This is a genomic window from Reticulibacter mediterranei (assembly GCF_016587455.1).
In genome coordinates this window covers 3,066,001-3,091,470 of the sequence record NZ_BNJK01000001.1, presented here as the reverse complement: position 1 = coordinate 3,091,470, position 25,470 = coordinate 3,066,001, and the positions used below count along the sequence as shown (strand labels likewise).

General features: G+C 49.7%; 16 protein-coding genes. 9 read left to right on the top strand and 7 right to left on the bottom strand.

Translation table 11 applies throughout. The features are described 5' to 3' along the window. Positions 1-72: 72 nt before the first annotated feature. The 3 genes from K3T83_RS13115 to uvrC all read right to left on the bottom strand — a co-directional run bounded on the left by K3T83_RS13115 (position 73) and on the right by uvrC (position 3,003). A complete protein-coding gene (locus K3T83_RS13115; RefSeq protein ID WP_220203415.1) occupies positions 73-321 on the bottom strand; it encodes a hypothetical protein in 249 nt (82 codons plus the stop codon). 101 nt (positions 322-422) lie between these two features. Continuing rightward, the gene (locus K3T83_RS13110) at positions 423-761 is read right to left on the bottom strand and encodes an FmdB family zinc ribbon protein (protein WP_220203414.1); all 339 of its coding nucleotides are present in this window, start codon (positions 759-761) and stop codon (positions 423-425) included. Positions 762-1,005: 244 nt separating this feature from the next. Further along, positions 1,006-3,003: an excinuclease ABC subunit UvrC gene (gene uvrC, locus K3T83_RS13105; protein WP_220203413.1), complete on the bottom strand. Its 1,998-nt coding sequence runs from the start codon at positions 3,001-3,003 to the stop codon at positions 1,006-1,008. A gap of 369 nt (positions 3,004-3,372) precedes the next feature. Between uvrC and K3T83_RS13100 the strand changes: the two genes are divergently transcribed. The 7 genes from K3T83_RS13100 to pknB all read left to right on the top strand — a co-directional run bounded on the left by K3T83_RS13100 (position 3,373) and on the right by pknB (position 16,101). Next, positions 3,373-4,650 carry a toll/interleukin-1 receptor domain-containing protein gene (locus K3T83_RS13100; RefSeq protein ID WP_220203412.1) on the top strand — a complete coding sequence of 426 codons (1,278 nt, stop codon included), beginning with the start codon at positions 3,373-3,375 and terminating at the stop codon, positions 4,648-4,650. A gap of 60 nt (positions 4,651-4,710) precedes the next feature. After that, positions 4,711-6,237 (top strand): AAA family ATPase, encoded by a 1,527-nt coding sequence (locus K3T83_RS13095; protein WP_220203411.1) that lies wholly within the window; start codon positions 4,711-4,713, stop codon positions 6,235-6,237. 3 nt (positions 6,238-6,240) lie between these two features. Further along, positions 6,241-8,883: a tetratricopeptide repeat protein gene (locus K3T83_RS13090; RefSeq protein ID WP_220203410.1), complete on the top strand. Its 2,643-nt coding sequence runs from the start codon at positions 6,241-6,243 to the stop codon at positions 8,881-8,883. 95 nt (positions 8,884-8,978) lie between these two features. Beyond that, the gene (locus K3T83_RS13085; protein WP_220203409.1) at positions 8,979-10,547 is read left to right on the top strand and encodes a radical SAM/SPASM domain-containing protein; all 1,569 of its coding nucleotides are present in this window, start codon (positions 8,979-8,981) and stop codon (positions 10,545-10,547) included. A gap of 18 nt (positions 10,548-10,565) precedes the next feature. Continuing rightward, positions 10,566-11,579: an ROK family protein gene (locus tag K3T83_RS13080; RefSeq protein WP_220203408.1), complete on the top strand. Its 1,014-nt coding sequence runs from the start codon at positions 10,566-10,568 to the stop codon at positions 11,577-11,579. A gap of 187 nt (positions 11,580-11,766) precedes the next feature. Beyond that, positions 11,767-13,785: a selenocysteine-specific translation elongation factor gene (selB, locus tag K3T83_RS13075; RefSeq protein WP_220203407.1), complete on the top strand. Its 2,019-nt coding sequence runs from the start codon at positions 11,767-11,769 to the stop codon at positions 13,783-13,785. Positions 13,786-14,193: 408 nt separating this feature from the next. Beyond that, positions 14,194-16,101: a Stk1 family PASTA domain-containing Ser/Thr kinase gene (pknB, locus tag K3T83_RS13070; RefSeq protein WP_220203406.1), complete on the top strand. Its 1,908-nt coding sequence runs from the start codon at positions 14,194-14,196 to the stop codon at positions 16,099-16,101. Positions 16,102-16,197: 96 nt separating this feature from the next. Here pknB and pheA read toward each other — a convergent pair whose 3' ends face one another. The 4 genes from pheA to K3T83_RS13050 form a co-directional block, all read right to left on the bottom strand. Further along, positions 16,198-17,091: a prephenate dehydratase gene (gene pheA, locus K3T83_RS13065; RefSeq protein ID WP_236064887.1), complete on the bottom strand. Its 894-nt coding sequence runs from the start codon at positions 17,089-17,091 to the stop codon at positions 16,198-16,200. A 30-nt stretch (positions 17,092-17,121) separates the two neighbouring features. After that, positions 17,122-18,132, bottom strand: coding sequence for a 3-oxoacyl-ACP synthase III family protein (locus K3T83_RS13060; RefSeq protein WP_220203405.1), 1,011 nt, complete (start codon positions 18,130-18,132; stop codon positions 17,122-17,124). 65 nt (positions 18,133-18,197) lie between these two features. Next, positions 18,198-19,964, bottom strand: coding sequence for a thiamine pyrophosphate-binding protein (locus K3T83_RS13055; RefSeq protein ID WP_220203404.1), 1,767 nt, complete (start codon positions 19,962-19,964; stop codon positions 18,198-18,200). A 77-nt stretch (positions 19,965-20,041) separates the two neighbouring features. Then, positions 20,042-21,061, bottom strand: a complete 1,020-nt coding sequence (locus K3T83_RS13050; RefSeq protein ID WP_220203403.1) for a hypothetical protein — start codon at positions 21,059-21,061, stop codon at positions 20,042-20,044. Positions 21,062-22,235: 1,174 nt separating this feature from the next. Between K3T83_RS13050 and K3T83_RS13045 the strand changes: the two genes are divergently transcribed. Together K3T83_RS13045 and K3T83_RS13040 are read left to right on the top strand one after the other, a co-directional pair. Further along, positions 22,236-23,642, top strand: a complete 1,407-nt coding sequence (locus tag K3T83_RS13045) for a glycosyltransferase family 4 protein (protein ID WP_220203402.1) — start codon at positions 22,236-22,238, stop codon at positions 23,640-23,642. Between the two features lie 98 nt (positions 23,643-23,740). Further along, positions 23,741-25,126 (top strand): polysaccharide deacetylase family protein, encoded by a 1,386-nt coding sequence (locus K3T83_RS13040; RefSeq protein WP_220203401.1) that lies wholly within the window; start codon positions 23,741-23,743, stop codon positions 25,124-25,126. Positions 25,127-25,470: the final 344 nt, after the last annotated feature.

The window sequence follows — 25,470 nt, the reverse complement described above, 5'->3', positions numbered from 1 at the left end:
GATTTGCGAAGGGATCGGTTGGGACAGATGGCTCTCTGGAGTGAAGGAAATACTTGTGGCAGAAGAGCATGATTATTGCTCGCTGGCATCATGCTCTTCGCCTGTTATCCAAGTGGGAGGAAGCAGACCCATCTCTACCAGCTCTTCGCGTGCCATGTCGCTGAACCTGGTGATATCCAGCGTGGCATCGGCATGCGCGATCAGGTGGCGGATGCGCTCAACGATGCTTGTCTGCATGTAGTGGTCCGAGGAGAGCAATAGCTCACCAACGGCGATCTCAATCTGTTGGCGTTGAATGCCTGCAAGTAGAGATTCTGCCATAGAATCTTACTCCTTTACTGAAACAAGCAGAGCGTGTTCATTGACAATAGCATTTTCTACTTATGAACACGCTCTAGTATAAGAGTTATGGCACGAAGCGGTTATGAAGCAGCGGCACGAGCGGTTTTGTTCTCACTCGCAGTTGCTTTGGTGGTACTCGCTTCGCTAGACGTGCTTTCAGTGGTTTTTGCGTCGCTCTTTGCGCTCTCAGTAGTACTCGCGGCTTTGCTGGAATCGCCATTGGCGGTGGGCAGCGTACCATTGTTGCTATGGTCGGTTTTATAGAAGCCAGAACCTTTGAAGATAACTCCAGTGGCATAGAGGACGCGGCGAATATGCTGTCCACATTCGGGGCAGGTCGTTAAAGGCTCATCGGTCATTTTCTGCCACGTCTCGAAGCGGTGGCTACAGGATTGACAGAGATACTCGTACGTTGGCATATACCAATCACCTCTTAGAAAATCAGATGCATAATCCCTTGCAGGCATACGCCATGCAGGTGTGATGGGATGAAAAAATGGACGACGTGCGTCGTCGTATCTGTAATTAATAGTAGCGCTATTTGTATGTATTGTCAATCATCATATGAGACTGCTAGCACTCCTGGTCAGCACAACAACGCAGTCACATATGATCGTTGATCGTTCTAAGAATAAGAACAATCTCCCGGCCAAAAAAATTTCATCAGGAGCCGATGCGCCCGATATACTCTTTTACCTTTTCGGCAGCATCGCGGGTCATACCTTCTAGAGCAGCCAGATCTTCCACGCTGGCGGCACTGATCGCGCGAACAGAGCCAAAATGCTTCATGAGTACCTGTTTGCGCTTGGGACCAATGCCCGGAATCTCATCGAGCGCAGATTTAAACGTGCGATCCGAACGCACCTTGCGATGGTAGGTGATGCCGAAGCGGTGAGCCTCGTCACGGATGCGTTGAACCAGGTAGAGACCCTGAGACGTGCGCGGCAGAAGGATCGGTTCGGGTGAGCCGGGGGTGAAGATCACTTCCTGCGTGGTTGATTTGGTATGTAGCCCCTCTTCTTTGGCTACGCCAACCACCGGAATTTCCAGGTGCAACTCCTGCATCACCTCCATTGCTGCGTTGAGCTGTCCCTTGCCACCATCCATGATGATCAAATCTGGCATGGTCCAGTCATGCTCGAACTGGCTGGCCGCTTGCTCGCTGTCTGCCGTTTCATCAGTGATTGTGGACTCGTCGGGGATGTCCTGAGCAGCGGTACCAGCAACCGCGCGACGGAAGCGGCGGCGTAATACCTCCTGGTGGCTGGCAACGTCGTTCTGTCCCTGCACGGTTTTGATTTTAAAGCGGCGATACTCGCTGGATTTGGGGCGTCCACCCTCAAAGACGGCCATTGCGCCAACTGAATTGGTTCCCTGTGTATTTGAGATGTCGTAGCATTCGATGCGCTGCGGAGGAGCAACCAGATTCAACGCTTCCTGCAATTCCTCCAGCGCCAGCTGGGTCTTCTGGCTATCCGAGAGCCACTTGATACGCTGCTGCTCTAGAATCTCTTGCGCGTTTTGCTTGACCATCTCGATCAGCCGCACTTTATCGCCGCGCCTGGGTACGTTGATGGTCACGGCAGAGCCACCAGTAGCGAGATCTTTGCGCTTCTCTTTGAGCCAGTTTTGCAGCACCGCCCGGTCGTCTGGTTCGACCTCTGCGATAATCTCTGCCGGAATATGGGGTGAACTTTCATAAAATTGTTGTAAGAATGAGGTCAGGATCTCGCCGGGGCTGCTATCGCGCGTGCCTTGTAGGATAAAGTATTCGCGCCCAACCAGCTTGCCGCTGCGGAAGAAGAAGACCAGGGCGCAGGTCTCGTCGTCGCCGCTTGCCATTGCCACCACATCCTGATCATCCTGTCCCTCAGTATTGATGATGCGCTGCTTTTCGAGGATGCGCTCGACGGCTTTGATGCGGTCACGCACACGGGCAGCCTCTTCAAAGTTCAGATCTTCGGCGGCCTTTTCCATCTGCCCTTGCAGGGTTTTGAGCACCTCGTCATGCTTGCCTTCGAGGAAGAGAATAACCTGTTTGATGATGGCATCGTATTCTTCGCGTGTAGCGTAGGCCACGCAGGGAGCGATGCAGCGATGAATGTAGTACTGTGTGCAGGGACGAGCCAGCAGCTTCGGTTTCCAGTTGGCGGGCGGCTCTCCATTGTGTGGTGGTGCCCAATTGCTAGCGTCGTAGCGGCAGGTACGGAAGGCGAATAGTTTGTTCAGCAGGTCAAGCGTGGCGTCAACAGCGCCCGAATTGGTATAGGGGCCGAAATAGCGGTTGCCGTCGTGTTGGAAGCTGCGGACGCGATAGACGCGGGGAAAATCTTCGGTCAGAGAGACTTTGATGTAGGGATAATTCTTATCATCGCGCAGCAGCACATTATATTTGGGGCGATACTGCTTGATGTAGTTGCTTTCCAGCACCAGCGCCTCGACCTCGTTGTTGACCACAAGGAATTCGATATCGGCAATTTTTGCCACCATGCTGCGGTTTTTCGGGCTAAGATCGGTAGATTCCTGGAAATAGGAACGAACCCGGTTAAAAAGCGAGATGGCCTTACCCACATAGATAATCGTTCCCTGGTCATCTTTCATGAGATAGATGCCAGGTTTATGGGGAAGAGAATTTAGCACCGACTGAATTTTTTCATTCATATGAAACTTTTTCGTTATTAATAGTAGGAACACCTTCAAACAAAGGTATCTTGCTCTGTCAGATGAATAGAACGCCTGTCCCGAATGCGTGTTCTTTATTATACCGCGTTCTGTACACAATGTCAGGTGTACGCGATCAGAAGACCAGGAGGCGAATCAAGGGAAACTTGTAAAAAAAGTATTGAGTACATTGTAGAAAAGATGTATTATATCCGTAATGCCCAGGATATTCTTGCGTTTTCTTTGATTGGTTCATATCCATACTCGGAGAAGAGGTAGGGAACCATTTCTATGCTTACAAGATTGCCAGCAATAAGCACAAGGGAGATTGCTATGTTGCTCCGGGAGCATAGGGAGCGAGAACGGTCTATGGCGTTATTTCTGGGGAGTAGAACGAGTGGGTGGATGGATAACGCCGTTTTCTATGATACTGTGGGCAAGTTTGGCACGAACGAATTCTATGGATTGAATAATGTTGGGCAGTTTGGTCGATCCCACAAAATATTAAGCGATAAGCGTTTTAAGGAAGCCGATGTCCATCATATTTTGTGGAAAGCTCTTGAAGATCTGCCTCAGCGGGAGGAAGACGATTGGCTGGTGGAGTTGATACAGGAAGATCTGTTTGGCGTTATTCTTTCAACCAGCATCGATAATTTTGTTGAGAATGCCTGTTTACGTGGGGGGATGAAGGAGGGGAGAGATTTCGATGTGTTGAATCTATTGCGTTCTTCCAATCAAAAGCTCGATCTACGGAAGCGCAAGCGTTTGACGATTGTCAAAGCGTTTGGTGATCTCGAATCCCGTTGTTACGCGGCAGCAGGAAAAGAGTTGGATGTTGCTGCCCGGCCTATGGTGCGCGCCTTTTTGTCCTCTCTCCTGGCACAAGAGATGCTGATGATAGGATATGATCCAGTATGGGATAGAGCGATAGAGCAGGCTTTTCCCATTAGAGGTGAAGCTGTTTATTACGTGAATGAACAGGAGCCGGTCGAAGATATACCGCTCTACAACATCCTCCTTCAGCGGTGCAGCAAGTATTGTGTGGCTGAAACCAATAGCTATAAAGACTTTCTCAAAGTGTTACGTCGGTCATTTAGCCAACCCTTGCCTCTACGCATGCCCACCCCCCCTGCATCTTCTGAGATAGCCGTCCAGGAGCAAGAGCGAAAGACGGTTTTTATTAGCTATTGTCACGAAGATGATCATTTCCTGAAAGAACTGCTTCCCCATCTTAATGTGTATCAGAAGCAAGGGTTAATAGATGTGTGGAGCGATAAAAAGATCGATGTGGGGGCGAAATGGCGGGAAAAGATTGAAGAAGCGCTGGAAGCGGCTTCAGTTGCCATTTTATTGATTAGCAAGTACTTCCTGGCTTCAAAGTTTATCAATGAGGTAGAGTTGCCTCGTCTCCTGGAGGCGGCAAAGAAGCGTGGCCTGGAGATTATTCCCATAGTCTTGAGTCCCTGTGTATTCGGAGACTCGCCATTACATCATTTTCAAACCATTAACAGCCCAGATCATCCTGTAAGCAAGAGCAGAGGCGCAAACAGAGAGATGATCTGGGTAAATGTGGCGAAAAGTGTGAAAAAAGCGAGTCAGCGAGGTGCCGGTACGTCTTGTAGAAATAGAGACTGGATTGTCAGTTGAAACATCCATAGGCGATGTGCGGTGTAATAATCGAACAAGCTGAGCAACGGAGCAACAGGCATGGGTGAGATATTTGTCAATCGAGAGGAAGAGTTACGGCTGATCAATAGTGCTGTAACCACTCTACAAAGTCGGCAATTGTTGCAGACGCCGATCATTGAGTTTTATGGGGTGCAGGGAATTGGCAAGACGATGCTGCTCAAGCATATTGAAATGCAATGCAGCGAGAAGCATTTGTCCTGTGTCGCAACCGATTTGACTCAGGGGGAAGAGGCGATAACGCGTTCCGTTGGCGATGCGCGCACCTTGTTAGATATGCACCAGCCGGTCGTGATGATCCTCGATTCGTTGGACGCAACGAGTCCAGCCATGTTGCAGGGGATAGAAGCTGAGTTGCGCGACCTCATCGAGAATAGCTTTTTGTTTGTGGTGCTGGCGAGCAGGAATGAGCAGCGGTTCACGCGTACCCGCTCATTGGCGCGTAAGCTGGTCACACGCTCGCTGCAACCGATCGGGCCAAAGTGGTGTGCGCAATATTTGGAGAAAGTAGAGCCAACGATCGGGCAGGAAGTCCGTGAGATGATTTTTGAATGGACGGGCGGCTATCCGCTGGCCATGAACGTCATGACAGACGCCATCATTGAGAAGCGGCTTCATCCCGGACAGGAGCAGGATCAGAAATTGCTCATGTCCATTATTTCTGAAAGGGTCATCAATCAAAAACTCTTTTCGGCTGTCTCTGCTCCCGACCTCAACCGCTATCAGACCCTCTTTACCATCCTTTCCGTGCCCCGGCGCTTTAACCTTGCTCTCATGCAGGATCTGGTGGAGGCTTTTGCTTCTCAGTACAGTCTGGCGAGTAGCATCGCCTATATTTCCTTTCCTGGCAGCATTGCAAAGGACGTAAGCGCCCTCAGCTGGGATCTCGCTCGTTCTGGTTATTGCATCGAAGCTCCTGTGCGACGCCTCTTTTTGCGCAAGCTGAGAATAGAGCAGCCACAGCTTTATCGAGATGTTCATCGCTTTCTGGCGAAGAAAAATAGAGACTTTATCCAGGAAGTGGTAGGAGCCGATCGTATTCATTACTTGCGTGAATACTTTTATCATCTTGCTCACAGTGAGCCAGAAGAGGCTGTGCAACAGATAATTATGGAACAGATAGAACTGCTTATGGCTCAAGGGTCGGAGCAAGAACATGTGAGTTTTGCGGAGAACCTTGTGCGCTTCCATGAGGAGTTCCAGCAAGATGAAGATTTGCAGGAGGCGCTGAGCAAGAGAGGGACCGATCTGATCCTGTTGTTGTTCCTGAAAAGCTTCTTGAGGATATACAGGCATATCCCTCTTGAAGCAAGAAACCAATTTTTGCAGGAAATATTTATGCCTGGTAACAGCCTTCCTCAGGGAGATGATTTTACAGGTATTTTTGAAGAAAAAATGGAGCAGGTTATTCAGCAATCGGTTCTGGATGAGGCCCGGGAACTCTACAGTGTCCTCGTAGTGGATGAAGTTTTACAGGTATTGTTGGGACAGGAGTTTGATGCCGTGCTGACCCGTATCTTCCACGCTGTGCTGGAGGAAGGAGCCTGAGCAATGTTTATCGAGCCTGTAACTGAAGAATTTATCGGACGCGAGCGAGAAATTGAGTTTCTTAGCAAGTGGCTGTCCGATGCTGATGCACCAGCCATCGTGTATGTCCATGATGAATTGGAGGCGCAAGAAAAGAAAGGCGGCATTGGGAAAACATTGTTATTGGACAGGTTGTTGAAGTTGACCGCAACACAGTTTTCCAATGTTATTCCTGTGCCTGTCGATTTCTTTAATGTGATGGATCGTGATGGCGTGGTGATTGCCGGGCGGCTCATAGAAGCTATACAACAAAAATATCCCAAGTGGGAACCTGAAAGCTTTCAGCGGTTGCTACAAGAGTATCATGAGGCAACGTTGGGCGGCTCGGCAGAGACCGCGAATATGCGTGAGCGGTTGGGCGACGCCTTTGCCGATGATTTACGCCTGTTGCAGTTACGCATGCGCGAAGAGAACGTATATGTGCTGTTTTTCTTTGATACATTTGAACTTATTGAACGTCATCCCATTGGCACTGTACTCGATCCGGCTCATACCTTTCCCGATTTTTATCAATCCAATCGTATTCGGGCAATTATTGCTGGACGGAATCCACCCGACTGGTCGCATCCTAACTGGGTTGGCAGAGAAAGAGAGGCACTTGTCTATCCTCTTTCGCCTTTTACGTACGAGGAGACGGTTGATTACTTAAAAGTTCATTGTTATGTGTATGATGTCAGTACGCTCTCAGATGAGATGTTGCATGCGCTCTACAGGAGGAGCGAAGGGAGACCGATCCTTGTAGGACTGCTCGTGGATGTCCTGAACAAACGCATTAAAACGCCGGAGACGCTGGTATCAATCAGCCGCTCAGAATTTGAGGCGAGTCTGGTGGAGGAGATCAACAATTTTGACGACCCGAGCCGCTGGGCGATCTTTTCGATGGCGCATATTTATCATCGCTTTAATGCTACATTGTTGAAATTGTTTGTGGATCGGCCAGGATTAAAAGGTCTTGTGCCGGAGATGATGTATCAGGAATTAATCACGGCACTCCCCCAACTCTCGTTTGTGCGCCGCTCCACTTATAGTGACGATTTCGTCTTGCATGATGAGATGCGTCGTTTAGTGAACAGATATTGCTGGGAGAAGCAAGACCCTGATCAACGTATACGCCGCGACCTGAGCCTTTTGGCTGTGGAGTACTATATAGGGTTGCTTGAGAAAGAGCAGGAGGAGGAAGTGCGCCAGAGCTATATAGCGGAGACACTTTTTCATAAGCTCTTTATCGATGTTACTGATGGAATTCTGTATTTCGAGAGTTTCTTTAATGAAGCTGTAAGGTTGTCGTTACGCTCATTTGCGCGAACACTCTTTCAGGAGCTGCGCAAATTCCAGGGGCAGATGACGCATGAGCAGATACAAAATATGCGCTTGGCGGAAGGTCGGTTGCTCAGACAAGAATTGAACTGGCCCGCAGCACTCCAAATTTATCAGACGTTAGAGCAAGATGAACAATGGGCTGAACTGCGTCGTTCAGATATCCTCAACGAAAAAAGCAGTTGCTATGTGCAACTTGGCCTTTTTACGGAGGCGGAAGAATGTGTCCGAGCTTGCCTGGAAATAGAGCGAACAAATAAGGACAAGACACGCTATGCTCGTCTCTATAATTTGTTGGGATATATTTACCGGCGTCGAGGGCAATATGGGGAGGCGATGTCTTTCTATGAGGAATGTATCAAGATTCAGAGAAATCTTGATGATACAACAGCGTACGCTGCAACCTTGAACAATATGGGCAATGTGTTGCGCTTTCAAAACAAGCTGGAAGAGGCTTTACGTTACTGTAAGCTCGCCTTGCGTATTCGCCGTGACCTGTACAAACAGGGCAAGATCAGAGAAGTAGACGTTGGTTTAAGTTTAAGTACTATCGGTCATATTTACTATTCCCTGGATGAAATGGTTGAAACTGAACGCATCTATCAGGAAGCGTATAGTATTTATAAACGCTTTGGAGATAAACGCCCCCTTGCCGCCTCGTATGTTTCTCTTGGTAATGTGCATTTCAGGAAAGGCGAACTGGAGAAAGCGCTAGGAGATTTTCAACAGGCAGCACGGCTGACAGTAGGAGCAAGATATGAGGCTGCGATGGACAGCATCACCCAACAAGGGCGTGTGCTGGCTGCGATGAAACGCTGGCATGATGCCATTCAGTGCTTTGAGCCTGCGCTAGAACTGGCCCATGAGATAGGGCAAAATCGTGAACTGGCTGAAATCCTGCTAGATCTGGCCGAAGCATTGGATTATGTGGGATCAGATTCCAGTGAACAGATAAAGGAGGCAAAACGCGTTGCACGTAAAAACAATTATCAGGATTTGCTAGGACGTGCTAGCGAAGTTCAAGGCGATAGCTATTATAGGAGGCAAGAGTATCAAAGCGCATTCAAACATTACAGGATAGCATGTCGCTTTATGGCGCTGAGAGGCTCTCCCGTCTTTGATAAGTTTTTAAGGAAATTGAACGATGTACTGCTTGACGTCCCAAATAATTTTCTACCCGGAGTAATAGATTTATTACTTGAATACTGGTATGCTATGGGGTTGGATCAAGAGCATCCTCAATTGGTTAATACTTGTAAGGAGGTTATTCGTCATATGATCTTATATTAAAGACATTTGATATTCCTAATGGAATATAGGCGATATACGGTAGGTGGCTGTGGTTATTGTCTGAATAGTTTATTGTGTGTAGTAGGATAAGAAAGATGAAGATCTGGCTTGATAGTTCTTCCGCTCAGCGGGAGATACGTGGTAGTGGCGATTGTGACAGCGATTGTAATGATTGTGCTGATTACTCTTTCAGCAGCGCCCCCATCATTACGGATGAAGTTGACGGACTTGTGCAGATGGATAGGGCATTGAACTGGTCCCCGTTGCTTTACATACAACAATGTGGAGAGGGAAGATGGTTGATATGTAACCCGATCGAAGGGGGGCAGATAGCTGTTCTTGATGCACCTGCAATGGCCTTATTTGAATTATTTCAACAGCCTATGACGGTAGGGCAGGTGTGTCACCTGCGAACAGATCAATCAGCGAGTAGAATGAAATCTGTGGTCACGTTCCTGTATCAGTGCGGTTTTTTGCGATTGGGCGATGAGGCGTTACAGATGCAAAAAAACACGCTGCCAGAACAGTTGACGGCATGGATACATATCACCAATGACTGCAATCTCCGCTGTGATTATTGTTATCTGGATAAAACGCGCGAGGATTTGCCAGAGGATGTAGGGCGCAGAGCCATCGACGCCGTTTTCAGGTCTGCGCTGAAACATCATATTCGCAGCGTCAAGCTGAAGTATGCAGGCGGGGAGGCCAGCTTGCATATGAAGGCGCTCACTACACTGCATGATTACGCAACGCGCATGGCGCAAGAGCACGATATCAAGTTGGAGGCGGTGCTCCTGACGAATGGCGTAGTCCTCTCACAGCGAACGATCAATAACTTGAAAGAGCGACACATTGCGGTCTCTATTTCTTTGGATGGGTTGGGACTGTATAACGATAGCCAGCGGTCATTTATCAATGGGCATGGCTCCTCTTATTATGTGCTTCGTACAATCAATCGCCTGCTGACAAACGGTGTGAAGCCCCATATATCTATTACCGTATCGCAGCGCAACCTCGATGGTTTACCTGAACTGCTTAACTATGTATTGGAGCATGAACTGACTTTTTCGCTCAATTATTACCGAGAAAACGAGTGCTCCGCGCATATCGACGATTTACGCTTCGCGGATGCCCAGATCATTGCAGCGATGCGCTCTGTCTTCAAAGTGATTGAGGACAATTTGCCCAGGAGGAGCCTGCTCTCCTGTCTACTGGATAAGGCCAGGCTACACGCTCCTCATACGCATACCTGCGGCGTCGGCAAGAATTATCTGGTCATCGATCAGCGAGGAGGGGTTGCCAAATGTCAGGCCGATATTCGGCACACAGTCGCAACGATCGATCTGGCTGATCCGTTGCAGGCCATCAGAGATGATCGTACAGGCGTGCAGGGGCTTCCCGTCGATCAGAAAGAGGGATGTCAGACATGTACGTGGCGCTACTGGTGTACGGGAGGATGCCCGCTGTTAACCTATAAAGTGACCGGGCGATACGACGTGCAATCTCCCAATTGTTCTATTTACAAAGCACTATTTCCCGACGTATTGCAACTGGAAGCGCAACGTCTCCTTCGCTATGAAGCGCCTCTTGCTTTCAGTGAGGAGCCTGCTGTCGAGCAAGAAGAGGCGTGCGAGGCGAATATGGCGGTGTCAATGGTGCTATAGCTTGCGGGAGGCAAAGCAATGGATGGACCTCAACTGCTTGTAGGCGTAAATGCCAGGCTTGATCGTGTGCATACAATTATTGTGCGAGAGGAGGCGAACGAAGGCTTGCGTCTGATGGGCGAGCATCGGCTGCATGGCATCATTCGTGAGCCAGATCAGAACGTTTTAGTTGAACGTATACGCAATAGTATCAAAGAGGCGATTGACGATGCGCAGGTGAGTCCATCCGATTTGTTGACCATCGGCGTTGCTGCTTCTGGTCAGATTGACCAGGACAACGGAGTAATTCTGTTTACTCCAATGCTTGGCCTGAGCGATGTGCCGCTGGCCGCGCTGGTCCAGGAAGACTTTCCCTGCCACATTGCGCTGATCAATGATATTGGCGCGCAAGGAATTGGGGAGCAAAAAATAGGTGCAGGAAAACATATTCAGCACCTCGTCTATCTCTATGTAGGATATGGCATCGGGTCCAGCATCATCATCAATGGAGAAATGTATACCGGCTCAAAGCAATTGGCGGGCGAATTTGGTCACACGACAATTGATCTGCATGGACCCGTCTGTACCTGTGGGAATATTGGCTGCCTGGAAATGATCTCTTCGCGCGCAGCTATGGGACGGAAGCTTCAGCAGTCGTATCGCGAGGGACGGGCAACCTTACTGGCTTCTCTGATGGATCTTGAACAGGAGCCATTAGATATCGGGGTGACGAATATTGCAGAAGCCATTGAGCAGGAAGATGCTCTTACCATTCAAGTGATCGAAGAGGCAGCCGAGACGTTTGGAGCCGGTATCGCCAACGTGATCAATTTTTTGAACCCTGATACCATCATTTTAGGTGGAGATGTGATCGATGAGTTGGATCTCTACTTTGAGCGTGCTGTTGCCGCTGCCCGGAGCCGCTGTCTGGATACTCATCTCAAACATACTTCGATCGTGCGGGGCATGCTAGGAACGACGGCGGGGGCCTATGGTGCCGCCGTCTATGCCAAACAACATCTGCTCAGAGCCAAAGCTGATCGCAAGCGGTAATTGAAAAAGATATCGTCAACGGGCGAGAGCTACTGACGGATAGCCAGAAATCCTTTTCAGATGTATACTAAATGCTACATTTGGGATTTCAGTATCTTTCCGTCCTGTTCTTCTAGAGAAAGAATGGGATAGGGGAGTAGCGGGCGAGCGTCTATAGCGCTGGTCGGCTGCTAAGCGAGCGGGTAGCATGGCCTGTATTGGAACTGCCGGACACGTGGATCATGGCAAATCTACTCTGGTCAAGGCATTGACCGGCATTGATCCTGATCGTCTGACCGAAGAAAAAGAGCGTGGCATGACCATTGATCTCGGATTCGCCTGGTTGACGCTTCCAGGTGGACGCGAGGTCAGTATTGTCGATGTGCCGGGACACGAAAGCTTTATCAAAAATATGCTGGCTGGCGTTGGTGGGATTGATGCCGCCTTACTGGTCGTGGCCGCCGACGAAGGGGTCATGCCGCAGACGCGCGAACATCTGGCGATCCTTGACTTGCTGGGCGTCTCGCGTGGCGTGGTTGCCCTGACCAAGAGCGATCTCGTCGATGAGGAGTGGTTGGAACTGGTGCGCGAGGAGGTCCAGGAGCAACTGCAAGGCACGACGCTGGCCGATGCCACCATTATTCCCGTCTCAGTGTATCAAGACCAGAAACGGGGATTACCACAACTTCTTATACAGTTAGATCGTATACTCAACGAAGCGCAGGAACGTCAAAACATCGGGCGTCCTCGGCTCCCTATCGACCGCGTCTTTACCATAACCGGTTTTGGGACGGTGGTTACTGGTACGCTGCTCGATGGCGCATTTAGCGTTGGCCGCGAGGTTGAGATTTTGCCGCAGGGCATCACCTCGCGTATTCGTGGCTTGCAGACGCATAAACAGCAGCGAGATACAGTCTTTCCGGGCAACCGGGTGGCGATGAATCTGGCAAATGTGGCGCGCACGGAACTGGCACGCGGCAACGTCGTAGCGCTTCCGGGTCAGTTACGCACGACCGTTTTGCTGGATGCTCGCATCCAGTTGCTTAAGGATGCTGGGCATTCTCTGACGCATAATATGCAGGTGGATTTTTATTGTGGGTCACAGGAGATCCCGGCGCGCGTGCGGCTGCTTGATACGGAAGAGCTAATACCAGGAGAGAGCGCGTGGGTGCAACTGCGCTTGAGCCGCCCAGCGGTGGTTGCGCGACGGGACCGCTTTATCCTGCGCATCCCGTCTCCTGGCATGACCATTGGCGGGGGCGAAATCGTCGATGTGCTACCGCGCTATCATCGTCGATTTCAGCCAGTGGTGTTGGAGGCATTGGAACGTCTGATGCAGGGATCGCCAGAAGAACTTGTCCTTGCCGCGCTGGATCGTCGGGTGCCAGGACGAGGCGAGGCAAAGGCAACTGCGAGCAGGGTTGGAAGTGCAAAGGTTATACATGGGTTGGTGGGATATGAGCTGGCGGACATCATAAAGCAGGCTAATATGGCTGAGGATGTGACGTTGCAGATACTAGAGACGTTGTTATCAGAGGGGAGGGTACGCAAGGTTGGCGGCTTCTGGTTTGCCCAACATACCTGGGATATGCTGGCGGATGAAGCAACGCAACAGGTTGGCGAGTACCATCGCCTCTATCCATTACGAAGCGGCCTTTCAAAAGAGGAATGGCGTGGACGGCTTAACCTTTCGCCGCGTATGGCGAACGAGGTTCTTGTTGAGTTGCAGAACGAGGGCAGGTTGGCGATGGTGGTTGCAGGAGGAGAGGCTGGCGGTATGAGATCAGTGCAGGAAGGTGCTCTGCGAACGGGGGGGCTGTTACGCTTACCTGACTTTACACCACGCTTTACCCCCTCTCAGCAACAACTGGTAGATCACCTGTTACAACGGTTTCGCGCGAGTCCCTACACTCCTCCTGGACGAGGAGAAGTCGAGGAGATGGTTGGCGTTGAAATACTCAATGCGTTGATTGAGCAGAGACAACTATTCAAGGTGGGAGAAGGCATTCTGTTTCTCCGTGAAACATATGACGAGGCCGTAAAAAAGTTGGTGGCATATGTACGTATGCATGGGAAGATGACTGTAGCCGAAGCTCGTGATATATTGGGAGCGACGCGCAAATATATTTTGCCACTCCTTGAACATATGGATGCATTGCGAATAACAAAACGTTCTGGTGATGAACGTGTGCTAGGATCTGGCGCGTCACTTGTTGACAGTGAATGAAGTAACCGGAACAGGATGTGACGCTGAGAAGACGAAATGGAGGCTGTATTCTTTTTGGGGTTGATTACGGTTCATGTTGGTGGTGTACAATACAGTAAACTCCTACTTTTGTATAGAGTGTTCCATTCTGCCGCAGAATAGGTTAAAATAGGTGGCGCGATATATACACCTGGCCTTGTCTGTCTTCCTGAGAGGGAAATGCGATCAACGACCTGGAGCCATCGACCTACGCCTATGAGTTGTCGTAGAGTGTCCTGTATTTTTCTGTTTCGCGCGCGATGTGAGGTGGGACACCCTGGCATTGTGAAAAAGCTGCTGGGTATCTGCCAGGTGGTACTTCTACAGCGGTAGCCTGACTGGGCAAGGAAGGGCAGCAGCAGTATTGTTGCCTGTACAGTGCGGAGAGCTATGCAAATCGAAGTTTTGGGTGAACGATACCAATTACAAGACCCTATAGGGCGTGGCGGTATGGCTACGATCTATCGTGGGCGTGATCTGCGCATGGACCGCGTTGTAGCTATAAAAGTGCTGCGGGAGGTCTACAGCACAGATCCTAAGTTCGTCACGCGTTTTCAACGTGAGGCGAAAGCGGCATCCTCTTTGCAGCACCCCAATATCGTGCAGGTCTATGATTATGGACAGAGCGATGGCAATTACTTTATTGTCATGGAACTCATCGAAGGAACCGACCTGCGCCGCTACTTGCGCTCACGTGGCGTGCTTGCCGTTGATCGTGCCATTATTATTGCCCATGATGTGGCTCTGGGGTTGGGTGCTGCTCATCGTCGTGCAATTGTTCACCGCGATGTGAAGCCACAAAATATCCTGGTGGGGCGCGATGGCTCTATTAAACTCACCGATTTCGGTATTGCCAGCGTCTATAAGGATATTAATGCAGAGCGTCTTACCACCACAGGGATGACTCTGGGCACCGTGCAATATTACGCACCAGAGCAGGCACAGGGCGAGATCGTCAGTCCCGCCGCCGATGTCTATGCTCTGGGTATTGTGATGTATGAGATGTTGACCGGGCGCACTCCCTTTGATGGTGATACGCCGGTGGCGGTGGCGATGCAGCATATCCAGGATGCGCCGATGCCGCCCCGTCAGCTCAATCCGAATATTCCTCCTGCTCTGGAAGACATTATCTTACGCTGCCTGGAAAAAGTGCCAGAGATGCGCTTTGCCGATGGAAGTGTGCTGGCGCGTGCGCTGGAACTGCTCGGTGAAGAAGAGTTGGCCGGCAATGGCTCATCATCGGATGCCACACGAGTTATGCAGGGAGGCCCGATTACGCCACCTCCACCGGTTGCTAGCTCGTTTAATAATCAGATGCCTACTCATGTGAGTGGTGTGGGGTATCCTCAGTCTACCTCGTCTCCTAATAATCATATGGGCGGCTACCCTCCCTATAACCAGAACGGCATGCAGGATAACGGAGCGGCTACCATGCGGGCCGATCAGCCACCCTTTATCCCAGGTATGATGGGCGGGGAACAGCCCTATCAAAATATGTCGGGTGATGCCGGCTCGACCCGCCCTTTTCAAAAAGATTCCATGCCCCAGCGCGCAGGGGTCGTTGGTACACAACGCGATACACGCTTCGCCAGCATTATTACGATTCTCATCTTGCTTGCAACGCTCTTATTACTTGGTTTTAGCATTTATCTGGCGAGCGAACTGGGTTTTATCAATTTTGGATCGCAACAGCAGCCAACTCCTACTCCAACGACAGTTACTGCGACCACCGTACCACCGGTGACGGTGCCTGATCTCAAAGGGATGACCTTGCAGCAGGCGCATGATGCGTTGACGAAGGTCAATCTCAAGCTGCATAAGCGCAATGGACCCGATGATGGTGTGATTGTGGATCAGTCTACACAGGCGAATAATACTACACAGGCCGGATCGACGATCGTTGTTGATACAAAAGCGGCGGTGAAGGTGCCTGATGGATTAGTGGGCAATACGGTTGATGACGATACCCAGATGCTCAAACAGGCCAATATCCCTTATGAGATAGTAGATGATGGCTTTGATAACACTCAGGGCTACAATGTCGTGACCAAAACAGATCCACCTGCCGGAACGGTATTGAAAGATGGACAGAAAGTGACCTTACACGTGGTCAATGTGGGGCAGCCAACTCAGGCACCACCACAGCCGACACCAACTGCCCAGCCAACTCAGGCACCGACCCAGGCACCAACGCCGACGCCAACGCCTAAGCCGAGGAGGACGCCGACGCCAACGCCTAAACCGTCGCCCACCAGCGACAACACAACACCCACAGTGACCTCAACGCCGAACAATTAATAGGTAAAGTTATATAAAAAGATGCCCGTACTGGTGATGGTATGGGCGTCTTTTGTGTAGAGCAGTTATTGTTCGTTGCGGGCTTCATCTGTTGCTTCAAACAGCGCGCTGAAAGGAGCCAAGCAGTTTGCACATGGAAGTATAGGTTGCCACATCATTCAGAGCACAACGGACCTTTGGGTCTTCACTGTGACCTGCAATTTCAACGAAATAGATAGTTTCCCAGGGTTGCTGACGCGAAGGTCGTGTTTCCACTCGCACGAGTTGTAGTCCATGAGCTGCAAAGACGGTCAAGTAGTGAGACAGGGCCAAAGACTGGCGGGCCATAGTAATAGCGAGCATCGTCTTACTCTGTTGATCAGAATATGGCCCTTGAGTTTTACCCAGAACAAGAAAACGAGTATAATTCTCTTTCACTGTTTGAATATTTTGGGCCAGAATCTCCAACTGATAGAGTTCAGCAGCACGTGGTCCTGCAATGGCTGCTGTATTTTCTAAATGCGCTTCTTGAATCATCTTAGCGCTTGCAGCCGTATTCGATGCCGTATTCACTTCTACCGCGAGCTTCCCTAGATACTCCTTGCATTGAGCAAGAGCCTGGGGATGTGAAAATACGCGCTTGATATCAGACAGCCGTTGACCTGGTAAACACATCAGACATTGATTGACAGGCACACAGACCTCGCCAACTACAAAGAGATCATAAGAGGCGAGCAGATCGTAGACCTCATCAATGCTGCCCGTTTGCGAATTTTCAAGGGGAACGACGCCGTAGGCTACGCTTCCTTTTGCGACGGCAGCAAACACATCTGCAAAGCTCTGGTAAGAATATTTCTGGATAGGTTGTCCCATATCTTGCTCGAAATAAGTATATACTGCTTCTTCGCTGAAAGCTCCACTTACTCCTTGAAATGCAACATTCATAGAATGAGGCTGTGTCGGGGGCTGATCGATGGTTGAATTGTCCTCTTGATTTTGTGCTGGTATCATGCGTGCCTATCCTCCTTCTCTTCAGTGGTATTACCTTTTGAAGAGTAGCGCAGCCTGGTGAAAGCCAACACCGACTGCGACTATGACGAGATACTTTGCGGTCACGTGCTGAAAATAATAGGCGAGGTTGACAGGATAGGTTGCCAGTGTCATGTTGCCGAATTGTTCCAGGGTTTCTAAATATTCTCTAGGTTGTATGCACTGGGTCCAATAATCGAGCATCAGACGTGAGGCCTGGTGACTGATCAAGGCAATATCCTGGCCTGTTAGACCATGTTTATGCAGTAAGCGTTGCACGAGAGCAGGCGGTCCTTCCATGCCAGCCGTCATAAACGAGTGAATTCCCTCCTCTTGAGTTATCTCATAGGTAGGGACTGGAAGATTGTGCGTATCAACTGGGATGTAGTGCCTCCCATTCAGCATAGTGGAACGGACGCTCATCGTCATTGCACCATATTGCTCACTCAGCGTTTGGGTAGCGTAATCAAGCGGGATAAAGCTATGACCAGGACCGAGAACAACAGCTCCGGCTCCATCGCCTATACTGATAGAGTGCCCTTGAGTATAATCCATATACTGTGTCCAGTTAGCCCCACAGACGACGAGAGCGTACGTACAATGTCCAGCAAGAATGGCTTCCCAGGCTTGAATCACACTCAGTAAAAAGTTACTGAACTCACTATTAATGGGCACAACCAGAGCATGTTGCGGAAGCTGCAAGCCTTTGTGAACGGTGTAGAGCGCATTGGGTGTCAGATAGGGAGAAACGGTAGCATAGCCATAGAGCCTCTCAATAGCGCTGGCAGGCACATGTGCCTGTGCCAGCGCTTGTTTCGCAGCCTCAATCATCAGAGTTTCCAAGTGCTCATCTTCACGTAAATAGCGCCGCTCTTTCAGCCCGGTGAACAAGTCCTGCTCAACGATTCCCTGCGTATTACGTGTGCGTTTCAACTGAGCAAAGATAGGATCATCATTTGTACGAACGTGTGGCGGTACACTATAGCCCGCTCCCAGTATTCCAACTGTTCTGTAGTTCATCATCTCTTTTTGTTTATTGCCCTCTTCGTTGTGGCGAGAGGCGATTCGCAATGGTTCACCTGGCCTAATCAATGGACCCTCGCTTCGACTTCGATGTTCTCCTCTGTCTGACCAAAGAACTCTTTCAAGGTGTCGGCGCGACGTTGTAGCGCGCGGGGGATCTCTTCAATATCAACCAGGGCATCAATAACGCACGGTTCCTGTGCATCCAGTGCCAGTTGCAGGCTAGCGGTAAACTCAGCAAGGGTAGTAGCTTTAAACGCACGTGCGCCTAACCCGCGAGCAATCGTGCTGATATCTAACGGCGTGCGGAAAACGGTTGAGGATGAGCGTCCACGGAGCAATATTTCACCATTGTAAACCATTCCGTGCCCACCATTATTGAGGACAACCCAGATCACAGGGATACCAGCATCGACAGCCGCATGTACTTCCATGCCGTTCATCGCAAAGGCTCCATCCCCTACCAGGGCCACAACGGGTCGATCTGGAGCCGCAACTTTTCCACCAATAGCTGCGGCGACCGCATAGCCCATCGAGGCTACATTGAGCGCCATAAATATAGTTCCGGGCTGTCGCGCAACATAATACTGTCCAGCCCAGCTAAAACAGTTGCCATTATCTACAAAGAGGAGGGTTTCAGGGGGTAAGATCTCATTCATCTTTGTCACCAGTGCCGATGGCTTGAGGAGCGGCGCATCGCCCTGTAATTGTTCTGCTTGATAGTAGCGTACATGGTGAGTGCGGATCTGCTCTAGCAAGGGATTGTCACGACGCTGAGATGTGGGATTGGAGGAGAGTGCTGAATGGATGGTTCCTTCCAGAGAGGTGAGAATTTTGTGAGCGTCGCCAACAATACTGACATCCACTGGATAATTCTTGCCAATTTCTAATGGATCAACATCAATCTGAATAACAGTGCGGTTGGCAACAAGTTTCGGTTCCCAGCCGTAGGTTTGCAGTTCACCTAGACTCGTTCCGATAACCACAAGGAGATCCACCTCATCAGAAAGCAGATACTCATCAGCAAAAGGATGGCCTCCCATGCCAAAGACTCCTAGTGAAAGAGGATGCTGCTCTGGGAAGGCGCTTTTCCCTTTCAGCGTCGTTGCCACAGGAGCGTGTAAGGCTTCTGCGATGTGCTGAAGAGGCGTCCAGGCTCCTGCCATATTTATGCCATGCCCGACAAAAAACGCCGGTTGTCTGGCTTTTTGTAAGAGCCGGGCAACCTGTTTGATGGCCTGCTCATCGCCCACAGGAGTAACATGGGAACGATATTTGTTGATTGAGAGATCTTCAATCCAGATCGGTTGTTTCACCACATCGGCGGGTAAATTGAGATGGACTGCGCCCTGCCTACCCGTTAACGCTGTGCGCAAGGCCCGGCGAACAAGATGTGGTGCCTGCTGAGGACTGTTCAGCATGGCTGAGAACTTGGTGGCGGAACGATAGATATCAACAATATCAAGATTCCAATGCATGCCGCTACTGTCCTGTAATCCTCCCTTGCCAAAGGCGCTGGTTGAAACCTGTCCGCTCAACAAAAGCAGGGGAATTGAATCGCTGTAGGCACTGGCGACACCTGTCAGGGCATTGGTTGCTCCAGGCCCGCTGGTCGCACAGCAGACCCCTAATCCACGCCGCACACGTGCATATCCCTCTGCCATGAAAGCAGCCCCCTCCTCATGTTTTGCCAGAATAGGGATAATTGCTTGCTGTTCCTCTAACGCCTCATAAAGAGGAACCAGAGGGCCGCCAGGCACGCCAAAAATATGGGTGATACCTTCTTCTTCAAGCGCATGCAACAAAAACTGGATAGCTGATAATTTCGGCATAGTGTATGATTCCTTTCAGCTTCTGAAGCCAAGAAGCAGTAATTGAATAGAATGAGTGCAGGATGTAGCGAGCCTGGTTATTGAGGCAGACGCTTATTTCCATGCGCCTGAATATTCTGCTGCTCTTTCAAAGCTGCGAACAGAGGATCTAAAGCAGTTCGTGTTGGCATCGGCTGTTGGATCAAGAACTCGTTTTGATAGATGAGCTCTGTACTGGAAGCGATAGCGTTGCGCAATTGTTGCAATTCTTGCTCGACCTGGCTGGCGTGCTGCAATCTGTTTTGCAGAGAATTGAAGACATTAATCAAGGGCCACAACACTGGCTCATAATCCGCGATGGCTATTTTCGTCGTGATACGGTTATTCATAGCGTGCGCATAGGTATGCACAACACGCTCAATATTTATTTGCAAATCCAAGCGCTCCTGCTTTTCCCGCTCCTTCTGTTCTTCCGCGACGCGCTGTGCAGCAGTAGCCGTTATCTCAGCCTGATAAGCTCGCGTCATATGATTAGTCGCATTGGCAACCCACAAATAGGTCACACCTGCAACCAGCAGTTGTACAGCGATAGGCCGTGCTAGCATGGGCAAGAGTTGGGTGTGAAGATCCTGGATCAACGTGTCCATTTTCGGTTCTTGATATATCAGGCTCACACCGATAAAGGCTGAGTTAAAGAGTGCGACAAGGAAGACACTCCTCGCATTGAGGAGCGATACCGCAAGGAGTTCGCCAAAAACGAAAAGCTCATATTGCTGGATGCTTGGTTCGTCAAAGGGTCGTGTGGTAAGAATCACCAGAACAAGCGCGGCCTCAAAAGACACGACGAGCAATGCTCCTGCAAGATAGGGATGACGAGTGCGATTCAAAATAAGAGCTATAATACAAACCGGCATCATCGCTATATCCACGAGAACGACATAACGATTTGGCAGAGCCAGACACGCAGGCACAAACATGAGAAATATGAGTAATAGGGAAAAAACAATCGTACTCAATAGGCGAGATCTGCGCACAAGCTCGTACGTGCCAGGTGTAGACACTCCCAAAGGTTCAGGAATGCTGGTGAGCAGATACCACCATCCAAAAAAACGCTGCATAATAATCCTCCACTTGAGTCTCTTACTAATAAGTCCATTACGGTTGTATAGCAACGCCCTAAAACTGCCTGATTTACAGGCAATGTGTTTTAAGGAAGACAGGTTGTTATTATTAGCTGAACAATAAAAAGATCTCTTTCCCAAAAATTCCTCTTCGCTTGCAAAGAGGAGATACTTTCTTTCTATTTTTCAGCATTGTTACGTCTTAAATGTTGTGTTCGTTGTCAGTGAAACATGCATCTGTTCAGGTTGTAGCGTCATTGCTTGCACACATCAATGCTTTTTAATTCGTAGGAGCAGATCTATCAAAGGCGACACTTTTGCTAAAAACTTGTCGCTTTATTTACACGATCTAATGTTTCTTCCCCTCTTTCCATCCCTTATTGGAAATAATCATTCATATATTTGATCCTTTCTATTTTTTATATCATTTTAATCCTTGATTGTCTAGTAATATCAACCAAATTGACTACAAAAAGTGATTGCCCGGTTAGATATGAAGTGAAGATTATGGTGTTTAGGTCGCTTTAATAAAACTCATCCTTATATTTATATATACGAATATAATAAAAATATGTGTATGTATAATAAAAAATAGTAGCAGTAAATATGTTAGAGATAGCTATGAAAAGAATATTTAATGTATGATGAAAATTTTAATCTTCGGATTTTTGCATTTGCATAATGGGTGCGTTCATTTTTTTTGGTGATATAAAGTATTTATGCAAAAGTAGTTCCAAGAAGAGCTGCGATATACGAGGACGATGAGCTTGACTACTTGAGACGAAAATATACTGAGCTTCAAAGCAGCTTGCTGAGACCTCGGAAGACTCGGTTTGAGCGTAGTTTTTGCTCAAGCCATCCCTAAAAACGGGTTGTGATAGGGTCGTGTGATATACTGTCAATACAGCCTGTTCATGCTGAATGGCTCTCTATATTCCGGTAGAGAAGAAATTTGTTCGTAAAGCTCAGGCTGAACGAAGATGAATTTGACTGATCCTTACAACATCATATCCTGTGAGATGTGCAGGGTTGATTATGTCAGGCAGCAATAAACAGGCGTATCGTGGATAGGGATCAGCCCCGGCTTTCCACGATCTCAACATTTGCTGGCGGCTGCCGACTTTTTTCCTTCCAACTTCAACAATCAAAGGCATATGAGGACAAGCGGATTATGATAAAACTTGATGGAGCTATATCGCCAGAAAATACACTGTTCGTGCTGCTCTGTTTCGAGGGACCGGACGTGTATTCCACTGCCGGTGGCCTGGGAACTCGCGTCACAGAGTTGGGCGAAGCGTTAGCAACTCAGGGATACACCACTCACCTGATTTTTATCGGTGATCCATATAAGCCCGCGCGTGAGGAGCGTGTCAATGGGCGTCTCATTCTCAAGCGCTGGTCACAATGGGTGAGCAGATACTATCCCAACGGTGTTTATGATGGTGAAGAGCAGAAGCTCTACGATTACAATGAGAGTGTACCCTATCATATTTATGATGAGATTGTGCGTCCGGCGGTGGCCGAAAACAAAACGGTCGTCATTATGGGAGAGGATTGGCACACTGCAGAGGTTATCACGCGCACCTCTGACCTGTTGCACTGGTTTGGTGTCCGGCAAAAGGTCTTGATGCTCTGGAATCTCAATAGTTTGATGTCGCTGCACCGCATCAACTGGGGACGGCTCAACTTTGTGGCAACGCTTTGCACAGTCAGCAAGTATATGAAGCATAAGATGTGGGAATATGGCGTCAACCCCCTTGCCATCCCCAATGGTATTCCCAGCCGTCATCTTAATCCAGTCAATAGCGAGGCTGTGAAACGTCTCCGCTCAATCGCGCAACAGGGCGACCCTCGCCGCATCTTCCTCTTTAAAATCGGTCGCTTTGACCCCGACAAGCGCTGGATGATGGCAATTGAGGCGGTGGCGCGGCTGAAAGAGAGCGGCCATCCTGTGACGCTCTTTGTGCGTGGTGGCATCGAGCCACACGGCGCAGATGTCTTCGGTCATGCCTATCATCGCGGCCTCGTGATTCGCGATGTCCTCGCTCAGCGCCCCAATCTGGATCAGTGTCTGGATGCTATCGAACAGGCTGGCCCCGCCGATCTCTATAATCTTCGTTTCTTCCTCCCTGAAGAGTTTGTGCGCACCACCTATGCAGCTGCCGATGCAACGCTGGCGAATAGTGGTCATGAGCCGTTTGGCCTTGTTGCTTTGGAAGTGATGGCGGCGCAGGGCATTGCCGTCACAGGCAGTACTGGCGAAGATTATGCTGTTTCCTTTGAAAACGCGATTGTCACTGAAACCGATGACCCCGACGAAATCGTGGGCTATCTCCTCCATTTGCGGCGGCACCCTGAAGAGCAGGAGCGCATACGCGCGGCTGGACGCTATACGGCGGAGCAATTCCTCTGGGATCGTGTGATCGAAAATCTGGTTGGCAAACTGGAGTTCCTCGCTCGCAAGCAAAATATTAGCTTCCCCACGAAACAGGCGGCAGAGGCCAATCATGAAGTCTCGCTTGAGGAGAAGGTGCCTTACGAGGAGGCGGTCGGAGGAAAGACTGCACGCAGTTTGTAGTACCCTTGAACAAAAAAAAGCTGCCCTGAAAGTAAAAGCATAGAGTGCTTTGGGCAAGCTGAATAATACACTGTGTGAAATGCGAGAGGATCGTTTGTATGGTTGCGGATCTGGCGATTTATACTGTCGTTCATCAACCGCGTCGGTTGAAGCTGCCCGCGCAGCCGATTCCACGCGGAGCCTCGATTGAGGATATCGTCCATTGCCTGTTTGATGAACGCATGAACGAGCGCTACTTCAGGAAAGTGGCACAATATAGTTATTATCCCGCCGCCCAGATGTTCCTGGATCTGGTGCGACAGGGATTGCATCTCTCTATTGGTTTCTCCGTCTCTTTTCTCCGACAGGCTGCCGCCTGGGATCCTACATTGCTGGGACTGTTTCGCGAACTGGTGGCAGAGGAAAATGTTGAACTGATTGGCGTTGAACCCTATCATAGTTTCCTTTTCTTTATCGATATGCCGGCCTTTGTCATGCGGATGCAGGATATGGCCGACGAACTGGAGGGCATCTTTGGCAAGCGCCCGGTCGTGACCGATACGACTGAGATGTGTATGTCTGCACAACTCTACAATGCCCTCGACACTGCGGGCTTTCGTGGAGCACTGTTGGATGGTCGTCCCTGGGTGATGGGATGGCGCGAAACCACACATCTTTATCGCTATGGTGACGAAACCCCTTATACAGTGCCTATTGAGGAGAAGAGAAGCCGCTCAAAACGGCAATCTAGACTGTTGACCGAGCCTGTCCTTCCACGCTCTCCGTATCTACTTACCCGCCATCTTGATTTGAGCGACGACGTTGGTTATCGCTTCTCGAATAGAAACTGGCCCGGTTATCCGCTGTACGCTGATACCTACGCCGACTGGATCGCCAATACCTGGGGTGATCTGGTGATGTTGGGCTGGGATTTTGAGACGTTTGGCGAACATCATCGCGTGGATAGCGGCATCTTCGAGTTTATGCGCGCGCTCCCTGGCGAACTGGCGCGCCGCAATATCTCCACATATACGGCGAGTGGGCTGATGGAGCGGCATTCTGAGCATGCTCATGAACTGCCATTGCCAGTGCATCCCACCACCTGGGCCGGTTCCGGCGGGATGGAGTTCTTCCTTGGCAACAGTGCTCAGCAGAATATCCTGCAACTGATGTGCCATGTGTATGGGCTGGCACGCCTGACGGAAAATCCTGATCTGATTGATGTTGCGATGTGGTTGACGCAATCGGATAATCTCCACTTAATTCAGTGGTATGGCCGTTCGGGACCGGAGGCGGAGGTCTCAGCCTACTTTACGCCGCGCGAATGGTGGGATCTTGGTCCAAATGGCGTTATTCATGAACAGCAGCAGGTCTATCTCAATGCACTTTATGCGATGGAACCTTATCTGCCTGTGCGGACTGTACGCCGTTCTCGCAGCAAAACTACCGTTAAGGCGGTACGTCGCGAGCCTGCGCTGGTTGGGAGCCACGCCACTGCGCGCTGAACAATAGTGGTCAGTTGCATTTTTATTAAGGGAAGAGGTACATTGCGTACTTCTTCCCTTGATTTATTTAAAACATGATTATTGCGATACTTTATCGAATGTTGACCTCATGACACAGACCTTCCCTCTATATGCACAATGATACGTGATGACATGTTATTGAACAGCTTTTTTGTCTGGTTGACCCTCGCCTCTGATTCTGACCGTCGCCAAAAAACGGGTTAAAAAGGGAAGAGTTCAATATTACTTTTCACCCCCTTTTCGCGCAAACAATTGACGGGGTAGTGTTAATTTGGTTAGACTCAGCATCAGTAGCAGTGTAGAGAGTAGTTTTAAGAGGTAGG

What these genes read in the sequence shown, in the direction of transcription:
- K3T83_RS13110 (WP_220203414.1), bottom strand. Translation starts at nt 761, where the DNA reads ATGCCAACGTACGAGTATCTCTGTCAATCCTGTAGCCACCGCTTCGAG.
- pheA (WP_236064887.1), bottom strand. Translation starts at nt 17,091, where the DNA reads ATGATACCAGCACAAAATCAAGAGGACAATTCAACCATCGATCAGCCC.
- K3T83_RS13045 (WP_220203402.1), top strand. Translation starts at nt 22,236, where the DNA reads ATGATAAAACTTGATGGAGCTATATCGCCAGAAAATACACTGTTCGTG.
- K3T83_RS13090 (WP_220203410.1), top strand. Translation starts at nt 6,241, where the DNA reads ATGTTTATCGAGCCTGTAACTGAAGAATTTATCGGACGCGAGCGAGAA.
- K3T83_RS13060 (WP_220203405.1), bottom strand. Translation starts at nt 18,132, where the DNA reads ATGATGAACTACAGAACAGTTGGAATACTGGGAGCGGGCTATAGTGTA.
- K3T83_RS13080 (WP_220203408.1), top strand. Translation starts at nt 10,566, where the DNA reads ATGGATGGACCTCAACTGCTTGTAGGCGTAAATGCCAGGCTTGATCGT.
- K3T83_RS13040 (WP_220203401.1), top strand. Translation starts at nt 23,741, where the DNA reads ATGGTTGCGGATCTGGCGATTTATACTGTCGTTCATCAACCGCGTCGG.
- selB (WP_220203407.1), top strand. Translation starts at nt 11,767, where the DNA reads ATGGCCTGTATTGGAACTGCCGGACACGTGGATCATGGCAAATCTACT.
- K3T83_RS13115 (WP_220203415.1), bottom strand. Translation starts at nt 321, where the DNA reads ATGGCAGAATCTCTACTTGCAGGCATTCAACGCCAACAGATTGAGATC.
- K3T83_RS13085 (WP_220203409.1), top strand. Translation starts at nt 8,979, where the DNA reads ATGAAGATCTGGCTTGATAGTTCTTCCGCTCAGCGGGAGATACGTGGT.
- K3T83_RS13095 (WP_220203411.1), top strand. Translation starts at nt 4,711, where the DNA reads ATGGGTGAGATATTTGTCAATCGAGAGGAAGAGTTACGGCTGATCAAT.
- K3T83_RS13050 (WP_220203403.1), bottom strand. Translation starts at nt 21,061, where the DNA reads ATGCAGCGTTTTTTTGGATGGTGGTATCTGCTCACCAGCATTCCTGAA.
- uvrC (WP_220203413.1), bottom strand. Translation starts at nt 3,003, where the DNA reads ATGAATGAAAAAATTCAGTCGGTGCTAAATTCTCTTCCCCATAAACCT.
- pknB (WP_220203406.1), top strand. Translation starts at nt 14,194, where the DNA reads ATGCAAATCGAAGTTTTGGGTGAACGATACCAATTACAAGACCCTATA.
- K3T83_RS13055 (WP_220203404.1), bottom strand. Translation starts at nt 19,964, where the DNA reads ATGCCGAAATTATCAGCTATCCAGTTTTTGTTGCATGCGCTTGAAGAA.
- K3T83_RS13100 (WP_220203412.1), top strand. Translation starts at nt 3,373, where the DNA reads ATGGCGTTATTTCTGGGGAGTAGAACGAGTGGGTGGATGGATAACGCC.